Raw genomic sequence first — 18,636 nt, 5'->3', positions numbered from 1 at the left:
CATGCCTCAGCGTCCGGAGTTGGAGGTGCTCTTGGAACTGCCGACATCCGTGTCGAAGAAGGCGGGGATGTCCTGCTCGAAACTCTTCAGGTAGCGCGCGTAGCTGGCGGTGGCCTGGTCACCGAGGATCGGCAGCCGCGCGCCCGCCTGTTGCCCGGACGCCTGCAGCTGGAACAGCTGGCGCGTGGCATCACCGACCTCGTTGCGCCGTGGCGCAGCCGGTGCAGCGGCCACCGAGGCAGGAGGCGCGGTTGGCATCGCCGGGGGCGGCGCAGGCGCCGCGAGGTCGACGGTTGCCAGTGCTTCGGCCTGCTGTGGGGCGACGGCCGGGCCGGCGGCCGGGCTGCCTCCCAGCATCTGGCCGGTCAGCGGCGCTTGTGGCGACTGTGCGTGGGCTCCCGTGGCAAGCAGGCAGCAGGTGACCGCAGGGAGCAGGTGTCGGATCAGGGTCATCGCGGTCATGGCGTGTTCTCGGTCGGGTGGTCGGACGTGCCGAAGCGCTCCAGCATCGACGGCGGCAGGCGGGAGGGATCGCGATCGCGGGCGTCACGGCGTGTTTCGGCCGCCAGCCGGCTGCCGGCCGGGGCGGGGGCGCGGGATGGCACAGTGGCGATCCGTGCCGTGCTGCTGGCCGCCGCTGCCTGGGCCTGGCGCTGCTGCAGCCGGCTGCGGATCTGCTGGGCCTGCTGCTGGATGCTGCGCCGGGTGTCTTCGTTGAGGTTGGCCTGGGCAGCCAGACGTTCGGCCGTAGCGTTGTCGCCGCGCAGGACCGCCCACAGCGCCAGGTTGGCGGTCGCCTTGGCGTTGCCCGGTGACAGTTCCAGTGCTTTGGCCAGCGGCTCGCGGGCCTGATCGAAGCGGCCGGCACGCAGACGCGCATACCCCAGGTCACCCAGGTAATCGGTATTCAACGGCTGCAGCTGGGTGGCGCGGGCCAGCGACAGTTCGCTGCCGGCCTCGTCATCGCGATGCGCGGCGATCAGGCCCAGGCCATGTGCCGCGGCGGCGGCCTGCGGCCCGCTGCTGAGTTCGCGGTACAGCGCGGCCGCGGCGTCGGTCTGGCCGGTCTCGCGCAGTGCATTGGCCTGCAGCAGGCGCAGCGTCGGCGGATCGCCGTAGCGCTGGCGGAATGCATCCACATGCGCCAGCGAGGCGTACCAGGCCCCTTGCAGCTGCATGCGCTCGATCAGCTCAAGGTAGGCATTGCGGCTGTCCTGCGGCGCGGGCCCGGGCTCGGCCAGGGTGGGCGCGCGCAGGTACTTCGGGGTGGACGAGGCGCATCCCGCGACGGCAGTGGCAAGAGCAAACAACAGACAGGCGTGGCGCAGAGCAGGCATGACGGTCATCCCATGTTCGACAGGGTTTTGGCCAGCGCGACCAGCGCAGGCCCGGCCAGCACCAGCATCAGTGCAGGCAGCAGGGTCAGCATCATCACCACGGTCATCTTCACCGAGAGCTTGCCGACCTTCTCTTTCAGAGCATTGCGGCGCTGTTCGCGCAGCCGGATGCTGAACTGGCGGAGCGGCTCCTGCACCGCGCCGCCATGGGCGTGCACCTGCAGGATCAACTGCACCAGGCTGGACAGGTCGTCATCGCCGTAGACATCGCTGAGCCGGCGCAGCGACTGGGCGCGGGTGCGTCCATGGGTGTAGGCGACATTCGCCTCCTGGATCTCGCCACCGAGCACCGGCAGTGCGTCGCGCAGCTTGTCGCCCAGGGTCTGCAGGCTCTGATCCATGCTGAAGCCAACGCCCTGCAGCAGGCGCAGCAGGTCGATCAGCAGCGGCAACTCGTTGTTGACGGCGCGCCGCCGCCGCTTGACCCACGCGGCCAGCACGAACTTGGGCAGCAGCAGGCCGGCGGCGAGCGCGCCGACGATCACCATGATCCGGGCCAGGCCGGTGGCATCGCTCACGGCCAGGGTCAGCGCCAGCACCAGGACTGCCAGCAGCAGGCGCAGGCCCAGATAGATCGCCGTGCCGCGACGGGTGTTCCAGCCGGCCAGATCGAGCAGCAGGCGATCCTCGCCCGCCAGCAGTGCGGCTTCCAGGCGCCCGCCGCTGAGCGTCCGGCCGAAGCGCTCCAGCCAGCCCAGTGAATCCCTGCGGGCCGCGTCCTCGTCGGCGACCGGGTCACGTGGCTGCAGTGCGGTCTTCAGCGTTGCCGCACTGCGGTCCTCGCGATGGCTGCGGACCCAGCCGCCCACACCGAGCAGGGCGACGCCGGCGGCCAGGACCAGCAGGGCAAGTGCGAACCAGGCAGTTGCGCTCATCGGGAACCTCCGCTGCGGATGCTCATAGCGACTTGGCCAGGCGATACAGCAGGAAACCACCGAGCAGTTCCAGGCCCAGGGCGATCAGCAGGATCTTGTGACCGAGCGGATCGTGCAGGACGGGCTGGAAGAACTCGGGGCTGGAGATCGCCATCAGTACGGCGCTGGCGGGCGGAAGCAGTCCCAGCACCCAGGCCGACATGCGGGTCTCGGACGTGGTGGCTGACAGCTCCTGCTGGGCCTGCTCCAGATCGCGCATGAAATCGCCCATGCGCTGCAGGATCTGATCGGCGCGGCCGCCGATGCGGACGCTGACGCCCATCACCACGGCCAGCACCTTCAGCACCTCCATCCGATAGGGCTGCGCGGCGAGGTTCAGTGCGCGGTCCAGGTCCATGCCTCCCCGCGCGTATCGCACCGTGGTGTCCAGCAGCTCACGCAGCGGCGGCGTCGCCTGCTGCGACGCGACCTGGAAGGCCGACTGCAGGCTGTTGCCGAGCGCGGTCAGGCGGACCAGGTTGTCGAGGAAGTCCGGCAGCTGATGCAGCAGCTTGGCCTGCAGCTTGGCGGTGCGGCGCATGATCCACAACCAGCAGCCCAGCAGGTACAGCAGCAGCGTCAGCGGCAGCATCCATGCCGTTCCCAGCCGCAGCATCGCGAACAGCGAGAGGGCCAGGCCGGGCACCAGCAGCATCAGCGGCACCTTCCAGCCGGTGGCCAGGCCCGCGCGTTGCAGCAGGCCATTCCAGGGCAGCGCGCGACGGCCAGCTGCTGCCGGCAGCGGCCGCGATCCATCGTTGGCCGCAGCCGCGTTGCCGCCCGGGCCTGCGCTGCCACGTGCCAACTGCTGTTCGGCATGCTGCAGGGATGCCTGCCGCTGTTCGCGGCTGTTGGCGGTGCCCCACAGCCATACCGCCAGCGCCAGCAGCACCGACACGATGCTCAATACGCCCAGCAGCAGGCCGGTCCCCATGTTCAGTAGTCTCCGTAGAGGGATTCGCGCAACAGTTGGCGGAATGGCTCGAGCTTGTGCGAGTGCGGCTGGAAGCCCAGCCCGATCCAGCGGTCGGTCTCCTTGCCACTGCCGTCGATCTGCACTTCGTGGCGGAACATCTCCTGGGTGGTGATCAGGTTGTCGCTGACGCCGGTGATCTCGGTGATCGATACCAGCACGCGCCGGCCACTGCCGAGGCGCGAGATCTGCACGATGAAATCGATCGCGCTGGCGATCTGCCGGCGCAGGCTGTCTTCGCTGCCCTGGAACCCGGCGAAGCCGGCCAGCATCTCGATGCGATAGAGACAGTCGCGCGGCGAGTTGGCATGGATGGTGGCCATCGAGCCGTCGTGGCCGGTGTTCATCGCCTGCAGCATCTCCAGCACTTCCGCGCCGCGCACCTCGCCGACCACGATGCGGTCGGGGCGCATGCGCAGGCTGTTGCGCACCAGGTCACGGATGCTGACGGCGCCCTGTCCCTCCGCACCACCGATGCGGCTCTCCAGGCGCACCACGTGCGGATGGTTGAGCGAGAGCTCGGCGGTGTCCTCGACGGTGATCACGCGCTCGGTGGGTGGCACGTAGCTGGCCAGGGCGTTCAGCAGCGAGGTCTTGCCCGAGCTGGTGCCACCGGAGACGAGGATGTTGCAGCGACCCAGCACCATCGCCTTCAGCAGCGCCTGCATCGGCGCATCGAAGGTGCCCTTGGCCAGCAGTTCATCGGGCGTGAACGGGTCCTTGCGGAACTTGCGGATGGAGACCATCGGGCCGTCCACCGCCAGCGGCGAGATGATCGCATTGAGGCGGCCGCCGTTGGGCAGGCGCGCATCCACCATCGGGTTGGAGTCATCCAGGCGCCTGCCAAGTGGTGCGAGGATGCGGCGCAGGATGCGCAGCAGATGGGTGTCGTCGGTGAAGCGCTGGGTTGCGCGCTTGAGCTGTCCGCCCTGCGAGACGTGCACATCCTTGAAGCCATTGATCAGGATGTCTTCGATGGTGGGATCATGCAGCAGGTCGTCCAGCGGGCCGAAGCCGGTCAGCTCCTTGACCAGGCCCTCGGCCACCACCTGCATCTCCTCTTCATTGATCGGGATGCGCCACTCCTGGATGAAACCCACGGTCTGCACCTGCACCCAGCGCGCGATCGTGTCCGGTGCCCAGGAATCGATATCGATGCGCTCGTCCTCGATGCTGTTGAGCAGGTGCTCATGCGCCGCGGACAGCACCTTCTGGTACTGCTCGGTCTCTGCGAACGGCAGATTGCCCGCAACGTGGTCAGGAACGGTGTGGCGGGCGACGGCGTGCGGAAACGGGGTTACTTTGTCTTCCATTGCGATCCACCCAGGGCAAGGGCAAGTCTTTCCCGCAGGCCGTGCGTCTGGACCGGGCATGCAGCCGGATCCAGGCGTTGGACGAGCGGGGCGAGGGCACGCAGGTACGGATCACGCGGCGCGTCCTGCAGCAGCAGGTGGCCGTGGCTGGCGGAGGCACGTACGCGTGGTCGTTCGGGGAGCGTGGCCAGCAGTGGAAGCTCGAACCGTCGGGCGATCTGCTCCGGGCTCATGCCGCTGCTGTCGTCATGGCGGTTGATCACCAGTTGCAGGCGCTTCTCCCGTTCGCGCTGGCCGGACAGATGCTTGAGCGCATGGTCAAGCGAGACCAGAGTGGCGATCGAAGCGTCCGCGACCAGCCAGATCTCGTCGGCCTGGTCCAGCAGCAGCGGTGGCAGTTGACGCAGCGGGCAGCCGCCGGCGTCGCACAGCACGCTGGCAAACACGCCGCGCAGCCGCTGCAGCAGGGCGCCCGGATCGGACGGCGGAAGCGCATCGCTGCCGCTGGCGCGGTCGAGCAGGACCAGTCCGCTGTCATGGCGCGCCATCGCAGTGCGCGCCAGGGTGGCGTCGATTCGGCTGGCATTGCGCAGTGCGTCTTCGTAGTGGAAGCGGCTGTCCAGATTGAGGTAGAGCGCCAGGTCGCCTGCCGGCTGCGCCAGTTCCAGCAGCAGACCGTCCTGGGTGCTGGCCTCGCCCTGCGCCAATGCATGGGTCTGTTGTGCAAGCACGGCCAGATGCGCGGCCAGTGTGCTGGTGCCGACCCCGGCACGTACGCCCAGCAGCAGGATCAACCGCGCCTTGTGCGGCTGGTGCGCGGCAGCGGCGGGCCGGGGCGAGAGCGCGCGGCGCAGCGCGGCCTCGATGCCGGTGTTGTCGCTGTCCAGGTCGAGCACATCGCGCAGGCCGGCGCGCAGCGCCATCACCACGCCTTCGACCTGCCCGGCACTGGTGGCGCCAACGGCGACCAGCGCAAGGTCCGGCTGGGTCTGCTGCAGCTGCTGCGCCAGCACGGTCGAGGCGGCGGCGTGCTCGGGGCGGAAGTCGAGCAGTACCAGATTCTGCGGACCGCGTTGCAGGTCCTGCGCGGATGTCGGCTCACCGCTGTCCTGCCAGTGCAGGGTGGTGGCAGGCGGCAGCTTGGCCGCCAGCCGCGGCAGCAGTTCGCGATCCATCCCGTACAGGACCAGGTTCATCGGCGGTCCTTGCGGATGCAGCGGCTGGGCAGTGGCGTAGGGCATGGGCGTGGTATCGCAGGCATCATGGATTCAACGTGAGAAACCGGGCACAGGGTCCTGGCTGACCGGACCCAGCAGCCAGGAACCCCACTCAGGCAGGTTGGGCCGGGCCTCGCGCTCGCCTGGCAGTGCCAGCTCGGCATTGCGGGCGAGAGGCTGCACCAGCCGTGGCGTGACGATGATCACCAGTTCCTTGTCCTGGCGCTTGTAGTCGAAATCGCGGAAGAACGAGCCGATAATCGGCAGGTCGCCCAGCAGCGGGATCTTGTTCACCGTGGAGGCGACCGTCGAGCTGACGAGACCGCCGATCACGAAGCTCTCGCCATCGCCCAGTTCCACCGTGGTATCGGCACGGCGGGTGCTGATCGACGGAATCTGCACACCGTTGAGGGAAATGGCGTTGGTGTAGTCGAGGTCGCTGGCTTCCGGCGCCACCTTCAGGGCGATGCGGTTGGGCGCGAGCACGGTCGGGGTGACGGTCAGGCCGATGCCGAACGGCTTGTAGGTGATGGTGGTGGTCCCCAGGCCCTGGGGTTCGAGGATCGGCAGTTCACCACCGGCGAGGAAGCTGGCGCTCTGGCCGGACAGCGCGACCAGGGTCGGCTCGGCCAGCACCCGGGCCATGCCATTGGACTGCAGCAGATCGAGGTCCGCATTCCACAGGCCCTTCGTCGAGCCGAACACCAGGCGGAAGGCCGACGAGATGGGCGATTCCGATTCGTTGCTGGAATTGCCCTCCTGCATGCCGGGCAGCACGCCGGTGTTGCCCGGCAGGATGCCGCCCGGACGAGCGAAGCCATAGGCAAAACCGCCGTTGCGGTTCTGGAAGCTGATGCCGACCTGTTTCAGCGCGGTCTTGTTGAACTCGACCACCTTCACCTCGACCTGGACCACACCGCCGCTGGCGATGGTGGAGGCATCGGCCAGCTGGCCATCCTTGCCCAACGCCATCGCGGCCGCCTTCTGTTCCTGCATGTGCGAGAGCGCGCTGTCGGTGCTTCCCTGCAGCAGGCCCTGCTGGTCCTGCTGGGTGAACACCAGGCCGCTGGAACCCGCATCGGCCGCCCCCTGCACCGCGCTCTGCACGCGGACCTGCACGCGCTGTGGCTCCGACTGCTTGCGGTGCCACAGCAGCAGGGTGGTGGTGCCGGGGGCCTTGCCGACCAGCAGCGCCTGGCGCTGGCCACGCAGCATCACGATATCGGCGACGCCCGGATCGGCGATGGCCACCCGTTCCAGGTCCGCGGGCAGTGTCCAGGGCCGCTGTTCGCGGGCCTGCAGCACCAGGTCGTCAGCAGCCACGCTGGTCGCAGGCGCCAGCAGCACCAGCAGCAGAGCGAGCCAGCGCTGGCGGGAGGAGGGGCGTGGACTCTGGCGACGTTCGGTCATGGAAGCTCTCGGTGCAGGTCAAAGGGAGCCGCGGGGCGCAGAACCATCGCCGCGGATGATCTCGATTCCGGATGCGCGCGGTGCGCTGCGGCGGGCGGCGGGGGGCTGTGCCGGGGCGTCGTTCACCGCGCGTGCGCGTGCGTTGCTGCGGCCGGCCAGCGCATCGCCATCGATGCCGGCGAAGGCGTGGTTCTCGGGGCGCTGCAACGCCAGCTGCTGTTCTGCGTCCAGGCCACGCAGCGGATCGATCACGCCTCGCGCCTGCGGGAACAGGGCCAGATCGGGCTGGCCGGCGTCGGCGGGATTGCGCAGCGCGAGGTAGAGCTTGCCCTGCTGCGCGCCCAGCAGCAGCCGGTTGGCATCAGCCACCGGCACCGCCAGCACGGCGCTGCGGGCCGGCTGGGCCGCGTCACCGCTACTGCCGCCACCGCTGCTGGCGTTGCTGGTGATATCCGCCGCGCGCGGGTCTGCACGGTTGCTGGCATCGGCGCTGGCATTCGTGCTGCCGGTGTTCGGGGCGATGTCCTGCTGGCCATAACTGAGCACGCGCAGGCGCGAGAGCAGAAGGCGGGTCTGTGCGGCGTCGGGTGCCGCGTTGTAGCTGGCAGGTTCGCTGCGCAGGTTGAGGAACACATCGACGAAATCGCCCGGCAGGATGCGGTTGCCGGCACCGACCAGTTCATCCACCGGCACCGCCAGTGCACGCTCGCCGGGCCGCAGCTGCAACGAGAAGCCCTGTGCCAGCACCGCGTCGCTGATGGTGCTGCCTTCGGCGATGCCCTGCACCGGCACCTTGCCGACCACGGCGGCCAGGTCGGCGACGGCGCCCGGCACGGCCGCGCTTCGACGCGCCAGGCGCACGCCATTGGCAGTGATCGGTTCACCGGCCGGCAGCCGGGCGATGGCCTCGACCACCGTAATGGCCTGTGCGTCGGCCTGAACGACCGGAGCCGCGCTTTCCACCGAAGGGGCGGGCCTGCGGCCGATCACGAATGCGATCAGCGCCAGCAGCACCGCGAGTGCGATCAGAGCGATGGCGGCGATGCGGGTCAACTTGAGCATGGAACCGTCTCCTGTACCGTCAGTTGCCGGAGCCGAGGTCGAGCTGGGCGACCGCGACGCTGCGGATGGGGGCCTGCATCACCCAGCCGTAAAGCGTGGCGGTGCCGGGGAAGAAGGGGTGGGCGGCGTAGTCGTAGCGGACGGTGACCGTCATGCACTGCGCGGTTGCCATGCCCGCGCACGGTGCCTGCGCCGAGACCTGGATCGGACCGGTGCCGCCTGCGCTGCAGTCGGGGTTCTGCCTGGAGAACTGCAGCAGCCATTGCATCGACTGGCGTGCTGCGACGCACGCGGCGGTGCGTCGTTCGTTGGCGGTTCCGAAGCGCAGCGATGCGCGCGCGCCTTCGGCAGCGGCCGTTGCAAGCGTCTGCTGGGCAGCCATGATCAGCACGCCGGAAAAAGTGAACAGCAGCAGCGGCACCAGGCCGAGGATCATCATCAGCGCGTATTCGACGGCAACCACGCCACGCTGGCGCCGCGGACCGAGGGTGTTCATGCGAGACCTCCGTAGGTCGTGGCCAGGAGCCAGCCGATCGCCGCCAATGCGAGGTAGGCCGCATAGGGAATGCCGCGGCGCCCCTGGCGGGCAGCCTCCATTCCGCGCAATGCGGGGTGTGTCTGCCATTGCTCGCTGGCGCGCGATACCTGCAGCTGCACGCGCATCGGCAGGTGCATGCCCAGCTGACGCCCGAGCAGGATCGCCACTGCGTGGGCGCCGGCGGCAAGGCTGGCCACTACCCATATCGGCAGCAAGGCATGCCATCCCAGCAGCAGGCCGAGCACGGCAAAGAATTTCACGTCGCCTGCGCCCATCCAGCGCAGTGCGTAGAAGGGCAGGAGCGCGAGCAAGCCGGCAACGGCACCGAGCAGGTGCGCCGGCCATGGCAGTCGTGGCTCACCAAATTGCCCGGCGACGAGCAGAGGTATTGCGAGTGCGCACGCAGCCAGCAGCCAGGCATTGGGCACCCGGCGGGCATACAGATCGCTGATCGCGATCCGCAGGCACACACCGATGGCCAATAGTCCCAGCAGTGTCATCGCACTCCCCTTCGTCCGTCACTGGACCGTCTGCAACCGCATCCCGGCCTGCGGCCACCGTGGTCGCGGATGGCGCGACCAGCGGTGGTGCGTCCGCAGGTCGCTCAGGTGGTTGCTTCGGTGGCGATTGCCGAAAGGCGGGTGAACAGCGTGGTGAAGAATTCCGTGATCTGGGTGCGGCCCACGGCAATCAGGATGCCGGCGATCACAGCGGCCAGCAGCCCGTACTCGAGTGCGGTCACGCCATCTTCTTCTTTCAGGAACTTGCGGATGGAAGCGTTCATGACGGTTGTCTCCCTCTACCTGTCAATGGCAACAAGACACCTGCATCGGCCGGTTGCCCGACTCCGTCGGGACCGTCCATGGACCTCTGCCATCCTGGCGGAGGTGGCAATGCGGGACTGTCCCGCATCGCTAAAGCAGGGTGATCTCCGCCAGGGAGTGCAGCGACCGCGCATGTGCGACCGCGCGGCACCAGGCCGGTGGTCGCAACGTCATCGAGCAGCGCGTGCATCGTCATGCTGTCCCCTGGGTGTGACCGCATCGGAGCGGTTCGATCACCGTGATACCGACTTTGCCTGAATGGCGGCCGGGTGCAACCGGAACCTATATGCAAATTCGGCAGGAATCTCTTATTCCTGATAATCGGTTGCTTATTCTGTGATGAAGCGCCGTTCCCAGGCGTAACGATTCATCGTGATGTTAATAATGTGACCCGGGTTAACGCATGCGAGAATCGTGCCACTGGCGCCCACATTTCCTTCACGCCGGGCGCGGGTTGCTGTATTCCCGTGCGACCTGTTTACCTGCGTGGATTATCGGGCATACTCGTATTCAAGGTTTGGTACTTTCAAGGTGGAGCCGGCCAGTGGCCGCATCCATCACGGCAACGGATGATGCTCTTGGAAACCGCGCGCACCTGTAGGGCAGTGGGGGTTGCGGCGGGCAGCTGACCAACGGGGGACGACACTGTCATGGTTGATGGTGGGGTGGTTGACAGCGACGACGGCGAGCTCCGGTCGATCGACCTGGCCACGCTGAGCGGTGTGCTTCGCGTATGCGATGTGGAACTGTTGCTGCTCGACGGCAATGGTCCGCGCGCGGCGTTCGCTTCGCGCGTGCATGAGGAAGCCCTGTTCTGCAGCATCAGCTGCGGATTCCATTGCCGTGGCCGCTTCATGCTGCCGCCGGACTGGGCGATGCTGGGGTATCTGCAGGCCACCGACGAGGCGGTGAGCTGGTGCCATGGCGTACCGCTGGCGGCCGGGATGGCGTTGACCGTGCTTCCCGAAGGCATCAGTGAATTCACCCTCAGCCCCGGTACCCGCTTGACCCTGATGCTGGTGCCGGTATCCCGCGTGCAGCGCAAGCTGACCGAACTGAGCCTGCGCAGCACACCGCCGGCGGGACAGGCGCTCTCGCTGTTCAATCTGTCCAGTGATGATGCCCCGCTGGCGCTGCATTACCAGCAGCTGCACCAGCAGCTGGGGCAGGGTGCCAGCCTGCAGCCGGAGGAAACCGAGCGGCTGCTGCATGAGCACATCCAGGCCCTGCTGGGTGCCGGTGCCGTCGATCGCCCGGGGTGCAGCCGCGCACGGCGTACGCATTACCTGATCGCCCAGCGCGCCGAGAATTTCATGCGGCTCAACCTGCGTCGCAATATATACATGAATGAAATCTGCGACGCCGCCGGTGTCAGCGAGCGTGGCCTGCGCTATGCATTTGAAGATCTGTTCGGTACGTCGCCCAACCGTTATCTGTCCATGCTGCGCCTGTGTGCAGCCTGCCGCAGCCTGTCGATGGCCGACTCCAGCAGGCGTTCTGTCAAGGCGATCGCGCTGAGCTGTGGCCTGTGGGATCTCTCGCGCTTTGCCGACAATTACCGGAAGGTGTTCGGTGAACTTCCGCGGGATACCCTGATGCGTGCACCCGCGCAGTTGGGCCAACCGGCTTGAGTCCTGCCCCACAGGGGCTTTCACGGCATTGCTGCCGGTTTTGCATATCCGGCTGCCGAATCCGGTCGTGGATTTGCCGGATTGCGCGATTGCCCTGCCGGATTGAAGTGCGCCACGCCTCCGCGAACCGTTGAAATGTCAGTCACCTGCCTAGCGGCAAGTCCACTGTCATTCAAGTTGTTCGCCTACGGGGGAAATGCTCATGAACCGCATCTACCGGCGTGTATGGAACCGCCAGCTCAATGCTCTGGTTGTGGCCTCGGAACTGGCCACCGGCGATAGCGGCGGCACCGCATCACGCGATCCGCGCACCTTCCTGCTGACGCCCAGCGCCCTTGCGCTTGCGCTGCTGTGCGTGCTGGCCAGCGGGCCGGCATCCGCAACCGAATCCAATCAGTCGCTGCGCGATCTGCAGGCGCTGGCGGCCAAGTACACCCAGACCTTGCCGGTGAAGGTCGATGCCGAAGTCGCCCTGGCCGCAGCCGCGCGACAGGCGCAGGCGACGCCTGCGATCAGTGCCGATTCGCGTGTGGGCCTGCAGTTGAGCACGATGTCGCTGCCGCTGGTGCGCGATGTCCTGCCGGCCGCCGTGCAGGTGAAGCTGGGTGCGAACGCATCCCCGCAGCATGTGCCCACGCCAGCACTGGCCGCTGATGTGCGGGCCCAGCTCGGCATCGGAACAGGTAGCCAGGTGGATACCTCACTGGCAGCGAACGTTTCCTCCGGCGCCGCTTCGCCGCTGGGGCTGACGGCCGATGCGAAGGCAAAGGCCAGGATCGGCATCGCGGGTGCCCCGGTGGCATCGGTGGGTGCCGGCGCCAAGGCGGCAGCGCGTATCACGACGTCCTCGCAGGGATTGTCCGGGTTGAAGGCCGGCATCGACGGCAACGCCGACTCGCATCTGGCCATCGCCGGACATCGAATCGAGGGCCAGGGCAAGGCCTCTGCAACCGCAGCGGTAAGCTTGCCCGCCAAGGAAGAACTGCCGGGCGAGACCGATGATCGCGCGATCACGGCGGCGTTCGATGCAGGCGTCGCTGGCAAGGTGCGCGTGCAGGGCCCGGGTGGCCAGGACGTGGTGGCCGATCGCAACCTGAAGCTTGCGGGCCGGACCGTCGTGAGTGCGCAGGCCAGCACGCTCGGTCTTGGAGGCCTGCATCACGGCGCCCTGGGCGATCTTGGCGGTGCGGTGGGTGGCGTAGTGCACGGCGTAGTCGGCACGGTGGGCAGCGCAGCAGGCGAGACGCTGCACGAAACCGTCGGCACCGTAGGTAGCGCAGTGGGCGGCACGCTGCACAACACCGTGGGCGCAGTAGGTGGCACGCTTCACGGAGCTGCCGGCACGGTCGGCGGTGCGGTGGGTGGCGTAGTGCACGACGTGGTCGGCACGGTGGGCAGCGCAGCAGGCGGAACGCTACACGAAACCGTCGGCGCCGTCGGCGGTGCGGTGAGCGGTGTACTGAACGGCACTGTCGGCACCGTGGGTGGCGCAGTGGGCGGCACCCTGCACAACACCGTGGGCGCAGTAGGCGGCACGCTCCACGGTGCTGTCGGTACGGTCGGCAGTGCGGTGGGCGGTGTACTGAACGGCACCGTCGGCAACGTCGGTGGTTCCCTGGGCGACACGTTGAACAACACCGTAGGTGCCGTAGGTGGTGCGCTCAACGGCACAGTCGGTACGGTCGGTGGCGCCGTAGGCGGCGCCTTGAATGGCACAGTAGGTGCCGTCGGCGGCGTCCTCGATGGAACCATCGGCACCGTCGGTGGTGCAGTCGGTGGCGCGCTCAACGGCACAGTCGGTACGGTCGGTGGCGCCGTAGGCGGCGCCTTGAATGGCACTGTAGGTGCCGTCGGCGGCGTCCTCGATGGAACCGTCGGCACCGTCGGTGGTGCAGTCGGTGGCGCGCTCAACGGCACGGTCGGTACGGTCGGCAGCGCCGTAGGCGGCGCTTTGAATGGCACTGTGGGTGCGGTCGGCGGCGTCCTCGATGGAACCGTCGGCACCGTCGGTGGTGCAGTGGGTGGCGCGCTCAACGGCACGGTCGGTACGGTCGGCAGCGCCGTAGGCGGCGCTTTGAATGGCACGGTGGGTGCGGTCGGCGGTGTCCTCGATGGAACTGTCGGCACCGTCGGCGGTGCAGTCGGTGGCGCGCTCAACGGCACAGTCGGTACGGTCGGTGGCGCCGTAGGCGGCGCCTTGAATGGCACTGTAGGTGCCGTCGGCGGCGTCCTCGATGGAACCGTCGGCACCGTCGGTGGTGCAGTCGATGGCGCGCTCAACGGCACGGTCGGTACGGTCGGCAGCGCCGTAGGCGGCGCTTTGAACGGTACTGTGGGTGCCGTAGGCGGCGTCCTCGATGGAACTGTCGGCACCGTCGGCGGTGCAGTCGGTGGCGCGCTCAACGGCACAGTCGGTACGGTCGGTGGCGCCGTAGGCGGCGCCTTGAATGGCACTGTAGGTGCCGTCGGCGGCGTCCTCGATGGAACCGTCGGCACCGTCGGTGGTGCAGTCGATGGCGCGCTCAACGGCACGGTCGGTACGGTCGGCAGCGCCGTAGGCGGCGCTTTGAACGGTACTGTGGGTGCCGTAGGCGGCGTCCTCGATGGAACCGTCGGCACCGTCGGTGGTGCAGTGGGTGGCGCGCTCAACGGCACGGTTGGTACGGTCGGCAGCGCCGTAGGCGGCGCTTTGAACGGTACCGTGGATGCCGTAGGCGGTGTCCTCGATGGAACTGTCGGCACCGTCGGCGGTGCAGTGGGTGGCGCGCTCAACGGTACAGTCGGTACGGTCGGCAGCGCCGTAGGCGGCGCCTTGAACGGCACTGTGGGTACGGTCGGTGGTGTCCTCGATGGAACTGTCGGCACCGTTGGCGGTGCAGTGGGTGGTGCGCTCAACGGCACGGTAGGTGCAGTCGGAGGTGTCCTGGATGGAACTGTCGGCACGGTCGGCGGCGCGCTCAACGGCACCGTCGGCACGGTTGGTAGCGCCGTAGGCGGCGCCTTGAACGGCACCGTGGGTGCGGTCGGCGGTGTCCTCGATGGAACCGTCGGCACGGTCGGCAGCGCCGTAGGCGGGGCGTTGAACGGAACTGTGGGCGCGGTTGGGGGCGTTCTCGACTCAACTGTCGGCACTGTCGGCGGTGCGCTCAACGGCACGGTTGGCACGGTTGGCAGTGCTGTGGGTGGCGCTCTGAACGGCACCGTAGGTGCGGTCGGCGGTGTCCTCGACGGGACCGTCGGCACGGTCGGCGGCGCGCTCAACGGCACTGTCGGAACTGTCGGCAGCGCCGTAGGCGGCGCTCTGAACGGCACCGCAGGTGCAGTTGGCGGTGTCCTCGATGGAACCGTCGGCACCGTAGGCAGTGCGCTCAACGGCACCGTCGGCACGGTCGGCAGCGCTGTAGGCGGGGCTTTGAACGGAACTGTGGGCGCGGTTGGCGGCGTTCTCGACGGAACTGTCGGCACGGTCGGCGGTGCAGTCGGCGGTGCTTTGAACGGCACCGTGGGCGCGGTCGGCGGTGCAGTCGGAGGGGTGCTCAACGGCACGGTCGGCGCAGTCGGGGGTGCGGTGGGGGGTGTGCTCAACGGCACCGTCGGCACCATCGGAGGTGCCGTGGGCGGTGCGCTCAACGATACGGTCGGCTCGGTCGGCAGCGTTGTCGGTGGCCTGCTCGGGGGTGGCAGCACCACGCCGGGCAGCGGGCTGGGTGGCGTACTCACTGGCACGCTCGGCAACGTCGGTGGTGCGGTGGGCAACCTGCTGGAGGGCAACCTCAACGGTACCGTCAACAATCTCGGCGGCGCAGTCGGCGGGCTGGTGGGTGGCACGCTGGGTGGCCTGGGCCTGACCCAGCCTTCGGCGATTCCGCCGGACAGCCCGAAGGCACCCGCTCCGGCTGATCCGAATGCGGGACTCATCATCGGTACCGGTGGCCTGGTCGGCAACGTCGGCCAGCTGATCGGCCCGACGACCAGCAGCCTGTTCGGCGGTGACGGCTATCTGCACAACGGCAATCTCAAGCTCAGCAACGCGAACGTGATGCAGGCCTACTCCACGGTCAACGTGCTCGGCCTGCCGGTCGTGAACCTGTCACCGGTCGGCAGCACCCTCAATGGCCTGGGCGGCGCGGTGACCGGTGGCAGCTCGCACCTGACCCTGATCGGTGGCGTCACTTCCGACAGTTACATCTACAACATCAACAACGGCAACCCCGGTGGCCTGCTGGGCCTGCTGCTGCCGACGGATTCGCCGGCATGGGCCGCCAAGTGCCTGGATATCGCGTTGGCCGACATCTCCTGCTGGGCGGTCAACGCCGCACAGGATTACCAGGTGCTGATGGGTGACGGTGCCTTCGCCAACGGCTCCAAGGAAGTGGTGATCGGCGCCAATGCCCGCCATGAGCTGCCGAAGGTGGATGCCAACGTGGCGTTCCCGGGAGCCGGTCCCAACGATCCCACCAATCCAACCGGCGTGCCGACTGCGGACTACGCCGCGCGCATGGGCCACTCGGTGATCGTCGGCGACAGCGCGGTGGGTACTGCCAACGGCCAGACCCTGCTGGGTGCGGAGGCGACCTCCAACCAGGCCAATTCGGTGGCGCTGGGCTACCGTTCCGCAGCGCTGCGCGGCGCACAGGCCAGCTACAGCGCCTATGGTCTGACTGCCGCCCAGGTCTCTGCCGGTGAAGTTTCGGTGGGTACCGCCAACGGTGGCGAGCGCCAGATCACCAACCTGGCTGCGGGTAGCGCCAACACCGATGCGGTCAACGTCGCCCAGTTGAAGGGCGCGATCAGCCTGATCGATGATGTTTCGGCCGGCGCGGTGATGTACGACGTCGATGGCGCAGGCAATCCAGACTATCGCCGCGTCACGCTCGGCAACGGCACCGGTACCACCACCATCGGCAACCTCGCCGCGGGTGCGGTCACCGCCGGCAGCCTGGAAGCCGTCAACGGCGGCCAGCTGGCCACCACCAACGCCGCCATCGCCGGCTTCTTCGGTGGCATCACTGCCTTCGATCCGGTCAGTGGCGCCTTCACCGCGCCGCTGTTCGAGATCAGCACGATCTCCACCGATGGCGCCATTGCGCAGGGCCTGTACAACAATGCGACCGATGCCTTCGACGCCGTCGACGGCTCGCTGGTCAATCTCAACACGCAGATCAACGATATCCGCAACGGCGGCACCAAGTACCTGCGGGTGAACTCCACGGGCGTGGAGGCAGTGGCCACCGGTGCCGACTCCATCGCGGTCGGTACCAACGCCCGCGCCACGGCTGCCAACGCGATCGCGGTCGGTGCCGGCAGCCTGGCTGATCGTGCGAACAGCGTGTCGATCGGTGCCGCGGGTGCCGAACGCCAGGTGACGAATCTGGCCGCCGGTACGGCTGCCACCGATGCGGTGAACCTGGGCCAGCTGCAGGCCTCGGAGGAAGGCGCGCTGCGCTACGACTTCAATGGCGATGGCAGCGTCAACTACGCCAGCGCCACGCTGGGTCAGGGCGGCACGGCGACCACGCTGCGCAACCTCGGCCCGGGCCAGGTGAGCGCCACGAGCACCGAAGCCATCAATGGTGCCCAGCTGTTCGCTGCCAACCAGGCTGTCGCCACCCATCTCGGCGGCGGCGCGGCGGTCAATGCGGCCGGTGTGCTGACCGCGCCGACCTACACGATCAACAACATCGCCGCCAATGGCACCATCAGCCAGGGCAGCTACAACGACGTCGGCACCGCCTTCGACGCGGTCAGCAATTCGCTGGCCAATGTCGCCGACCAGACCGACGATATCGACAAGCGCGCGGTGAAGTACGATGTCGATGGCAGTGGCAACGTCGTGAACACGGTCACCCTGAGCGGTACCGGCACGGGTGCGGTGAAGGTGACCAACGTGGCGGCCGGCAGCATCCTTGCAGGCAGCAGCGACGCCATCACCGGCGACCAGCTGTTCAGCACGAACTCGACCATCGCCAGCTACTTCGGTGGCAGCACGGCCTTCGACGGCACCACCAATCTGTGGACCGCGCCGTCGTTCAGCATCTCCAGCATCGCCACCGACGGCACCCTGACCGCCAACGACTACAGCAACGTCACCGCGGCGTTCTCCGCGGTGGACGGTTCGCTGAGGGTGCTCAACCAGCGCATCACCAACGGTGGCGGCAGCCCGTACCTGGCAGTGAACTCCAGCGCCGCGGCGGCCGCTGCGGCAGGTGCGGAGGCGCTGGCGGTGGGTCCGCAGGCCAGTGCGGCAGGTGCTTCGGCCGTGGCAGTCGGCAACGGTGCCAACGCCAGCGCGGACAACAGCGTGGCACTGGGTGCCGGCTCGGTGGCCAGCGTCGGCGCGCAGAGCGGCTATACCGGTGCCTATGGTCAGACGGGTGCCAGCAATTCGGCAGGCGAAGTGTCGGTCGGCAGCAGCGGCAGTGAACGCAAGATCACCCACGTTGCCGACGGCTCGGACGATCACGACGCGACGAATGTCGGCCAGCTGAAGAATGGCGTGAACTATGCCATCGATCAGTCCAAGGCCTACACCGACCAGAAGATCCAGAACATCACCAACGTCGCCGGCAGCTTCCGCGCCAACAACAGCAACAACCTGGCCGATCCGGCCGCGACGGGCGCCAATTCCGCAGCCGGTGGTGCAGGATCGACGGCCGCCGGTGCCAACTCGACGGCCCTGGGCAACGGCTCGCAGGCACAGGCCGACAACTCGGTGGCCCTGGGCGCAGGGTCGGTGGCCAACCGTGCCAACACGGTTTCGGTTGGGGCCAGCGGCGCCGAACGGCAGGTGGTCAATGTGGCAGACGGCACCCAGGCCACCGATGCGGTCAACGTGCGGCAGCTGCAGGCCTCGCAGCAGGGCACCATCCGCTACGACACCACCGTCAACGGAGCCACCAACTTCAACAGTGTCACTCTCGGCAGCAGCACCAGCGGCCCGACGACGGTCCGCAACGTTGCCGCCGGTACGGCAGGCACCGACGCGGTCAATGTCGACCAGCTGAAGTCCGGCATGGCGCAGACCCTGGACTGGTCGAAGGCCTATACCGACGAGCGCATGGGCGGCTTCGAGCGCGACCTGCGCAGGACCGACAACCGCGCTTCGGCCGGCATCGCTTCGGCCATGGCCACGGCCTCGCTGCCGCAGCCGAGCGAAGCGGGTCGCAGCATGGCCTCGTTCGCCGCCGGCAGCTACAACGGCGAATCGGGCGTGGCGGTGGGCCTGTCCGGTGTCTCGGAAGGAGGCCGCTGGATCTACAAGTTCAGCGGCTCTACCAACAGCCGTGGCGAGGCCGGTGTGGCCGTCGGTGCCGGCATCCAGTGGTAACCGCCGTAGCCGGGCCGCAATCGCGGCCCG

The 18,636-nt window shown here is 68.0% G+C and carries 13 protein-coding genes; 2 read left to right on the top strand and 11 right to left on the bottom strand.

From position 1 onward, the window contains the following. Window positions 1-6: 6 nt before the first annotated feature. From ACZLIF_RS12180 to ACZLIF_RS12130, 11 genes are all read right to left on the bottom strand, one after another. Entirely contained in the window at window positions 7-462 is a 456-nt protein-coding gene (locus ACZLIF_RS12180; RefSeq protein WP_128989495.1) for a DUF3613 domain-containing protein, read from the bottom strand. After that, the gene (locus ACZLIF_RS12175) at window positions 459-1,337 is read right to left on the bottom strand and encodes a tetratricopeptide repeat protein (RefSeq protein WP_128989493.1); all 879 of its coding nucleotides are present in this window, start codon (window positions 1,335-1,337) and stop codon (window positions 459-461) included. The genes ACZLIF_RS12180 and ACZLIF_RS12175 overlap by 4 nt, the downstream gene beginning before the upstream one ends. Before the next feature lie 5 nt (window positions 1,338-1,342). Beyond that, window positions 1,343-2,272 carry a type II secretion system F family protein gene (locus ACZLIF_RS12170; RefSeq protein ID WP_065175251.1) on the bottom strand — a complete coding sequence of 310 codons (930 nt, stop codon included), beginning with the start codon at window positions 2,270-2,272 and terminating at the stop codon, window positions 1,343-1,345. Window positions 2,273-2,294: 22 nt separating this feature from the next. Beyond that, window positions 2,295-3,245, bottom strand: a complete 951-nt coding sequence (locus ACZLIF_RS12165; RefSeq protein ID WP_128989491.1) for a type II secretion system F family protein — start codon at window positions 3,243-3,245, stop codon at window positions 2,295-2,297. Between the two features lie 2 nt (window positions 3,246-3,247). Next, a complete protein-coding gene (locus ACZLIF_RS12160; RefSeq protein ID WP_065182946.1) occupies window positions 3,248-4,597 on the bottom strand; it encodes a TadA family conjugal transfer-associated ATPase in 1,350 nt (449 codons plus the stop codon). Then, complete coding sequence (locus ACZLIF_RS12155; protein ID WP_065175248.1) at window positions 4,582-5,838, bottom strand: CpaE/TadZ family protein; 1,257 nt, start codon at window positions 5,836-5,838, stop codon at window positions 4,582-4,584. Before ACZLIF_RS12155 ends, ACZLIF_RS12160 begins: the two co-directional genes overlap by 16 nt. 27 nt (window positions 5,839-5,865) lie before the next feature. After that, window positions 5,866-7,224, bottom strand: coding sequence for a type II and III secretion system protein family protein (locus ACZLIF_RS12150; protein WP_111185926.1), 1,359 nt, complete (start codon window positions 7,222-7,224; stop codon window positions 5,866-5,868). Window positions 7,225-7,242: 18 nt separating this feature from the next. Then, complete coding sequence (gene cpaB / locus ACZLIF_RS12145; RefSeq protein WP_128989489.1) at window positions 7,243-8,286, bottom strand: Flp pilus assembly protein CpaB; 1,044 nt, start codon at window positions 8,284-8,286, stop codon at window positions 7,243-7,245. 19 nt (window positions 8,287-8,305) lie between these two features. Further along, window positions 8,306-8,782 carry a TadE/TadG family type IV pilus assembly protein gene (locus tag ACZLIF_RS12140; RefSeq protein ID WP_065182943.1) on the bottom strand — a complete coding sequence of 159 codons (477 nt, stop codon included), beginning with the start codon at window positions 8,780-8,782 and terminating at the stop codon, window positions 8,306-8,308. Further along, window positions 8,779-9,324, bottom strand: a complete 546-nt coding sequence (locus ACZLIF_RS12135) for an A24 family peptidase (protein ID WP_065182942.1) — start codon at window positions 9,322-9,324, stop codon at window positions 8,779-8,781. The genes ACZLIF_RS12140 and ACZLIF_RS12135 overlap by 4 nt, the downstream gene beginning before the upstream one ends. Window positions 9,325-9,428: 104 nt before the next feature. Beyond that, complete coding sequence (locus ACZLIF_RS12130; RefSeq protein ID WP_065175243.1) at window positions 9,429-9,608, bottom strand: Flp family type IVb pilin; 180 nt, start codon at window positions 9,606-9,608, stop codon at window positions 9,429-9,431. Between the two features lie 690 nt (window positions 9,609-10,298). Here ACZLIF_RS12130 and ACZLIF_RS12125 point away from each other — a divergent pair. Then, complete coding sequence (locus ACZLIF_RS12125; protein ID WP_128989487.1) at window positions 10,299-11,279, top strand: AraC family transcriptional regulator; 981 nt, start codon at window positions 10,299-10,301, stop codon at window positions 11,277-11,279. A 202-nt stretch (window positions 11,280-11,481) separates the two neighbouring features. After that, window positions 11,482-18,606 (top strand): ESPR-type extended signal peptide-containing protein, encoded by a 7,125-nt coding sequence (locus ACZLIF_RS12120; protein ID WP_478461992.1) that lies wholly within the window; start codon window positions 11,482-11,484, stop codon window positions 18,604-18,606. Window positions 18,607-18,636: the final 30 nt, after the last annotated feature.

Source organism: Stenotrophomonas sp. 2201_Sma (assembly GCF_056486685.1).
The sequence above is the reverse complement of the archived record's forward strand: the minus strand, read 5'-3'. Positions and strand labels throughout refer to the sequence as shown.

Coding starts and splice junctions, on each gene's coding strand:
- ACZLIF_RS12170 (WP_065175251.1), bottom strand. CDS start 2,272: ATGAGCGCAACTGCCTGGTTCGCACTTGCCCTGCTGGTCCTGGCCGCC.
- ACZLIF_RS12125 (WP_128989487.1), top strand. CDS start 10,299: ATGGTTGATGGTGGGGTGGTTGACAGCGACGACGGCGAGCTCCGGTCG.
- ACZLIF_RS12130 (WP_065175243.1), bottom strand. CDS start 9,608: ATGAACGCTTCCATCCGCAAGTTCCTGAAAGAAGAAGATGGCGTGACC.
- ACZLIF_RS12155 (WP_065175248.1), bottom strand. CDS start 5,838: ATGCCCTACGCCACTGCCCAGCCGCTGCATCCGCAAGGACCGCCGATG.
- ACZLIF_RS12135 (WP_065182942.1), bottom strand. CDS start 9,324: ATGACACTGCTGGGACTATTGGCCATCGGTGTGTGCCTGCGGATCGCG.
- ACZLIF_RS12150 (WP_111185926.1), bottom strand. CDS start 7,224: ATGACCGAACGTCGCCAGAGTCCACGCCCCTCCTCCCGCCAGCGCTGG.
- ACZLIF_RS12180 (WP_128989495.1), bottom strand. CDS start 462: ATGACCGCGATGACCCTGATCCGACACCTGCTCCCTGCGGTCACCTGC.
- cpaB (WP_128989489.1), bottom strand. CDS start 8,286: ATGCTCAAGTTGACCCGCATCGCCGCCATCGCTCTGATCGCACTCGCG.
- ACZLIF_RS12160 (WP_065182946.1), bottom strand. CDS start 4,597: ATGGAAGACAAAGTAACCCCGTTTCCGCACGCCGTCGCCCGCCACACC.
- ACZLIF_RS12140 (WP_065182943.1), bottom strand. CDS start 8,782: ATGAACACCCTCGGTCCGCGGCGCCAGCGTGGCGTGGTTGCCGTCGAA.
- ACZLIF_RS12175 (WP_128989493.1), bottom strand. CDS start 1,337: ATGCCTGCTCTGCGCCACGCCTGTCTGTTGTTTGCTCTTGCCACTGCC.
- ACZLIF_RS12165 (WP_128989491.1), bottom strand. CDS start 3,245: ATGGGGACCGGCCTGCTGCTGGGCGTATTGAGCATCGTGTCGGTGCTG.
- ACZLIF_RS12120 (WP_478461992.1), top strand. CDS start 11,482: ATGAACCGCATCTACCGGCGTGTATGGAACCGCCAGCTCAATGCTCTG.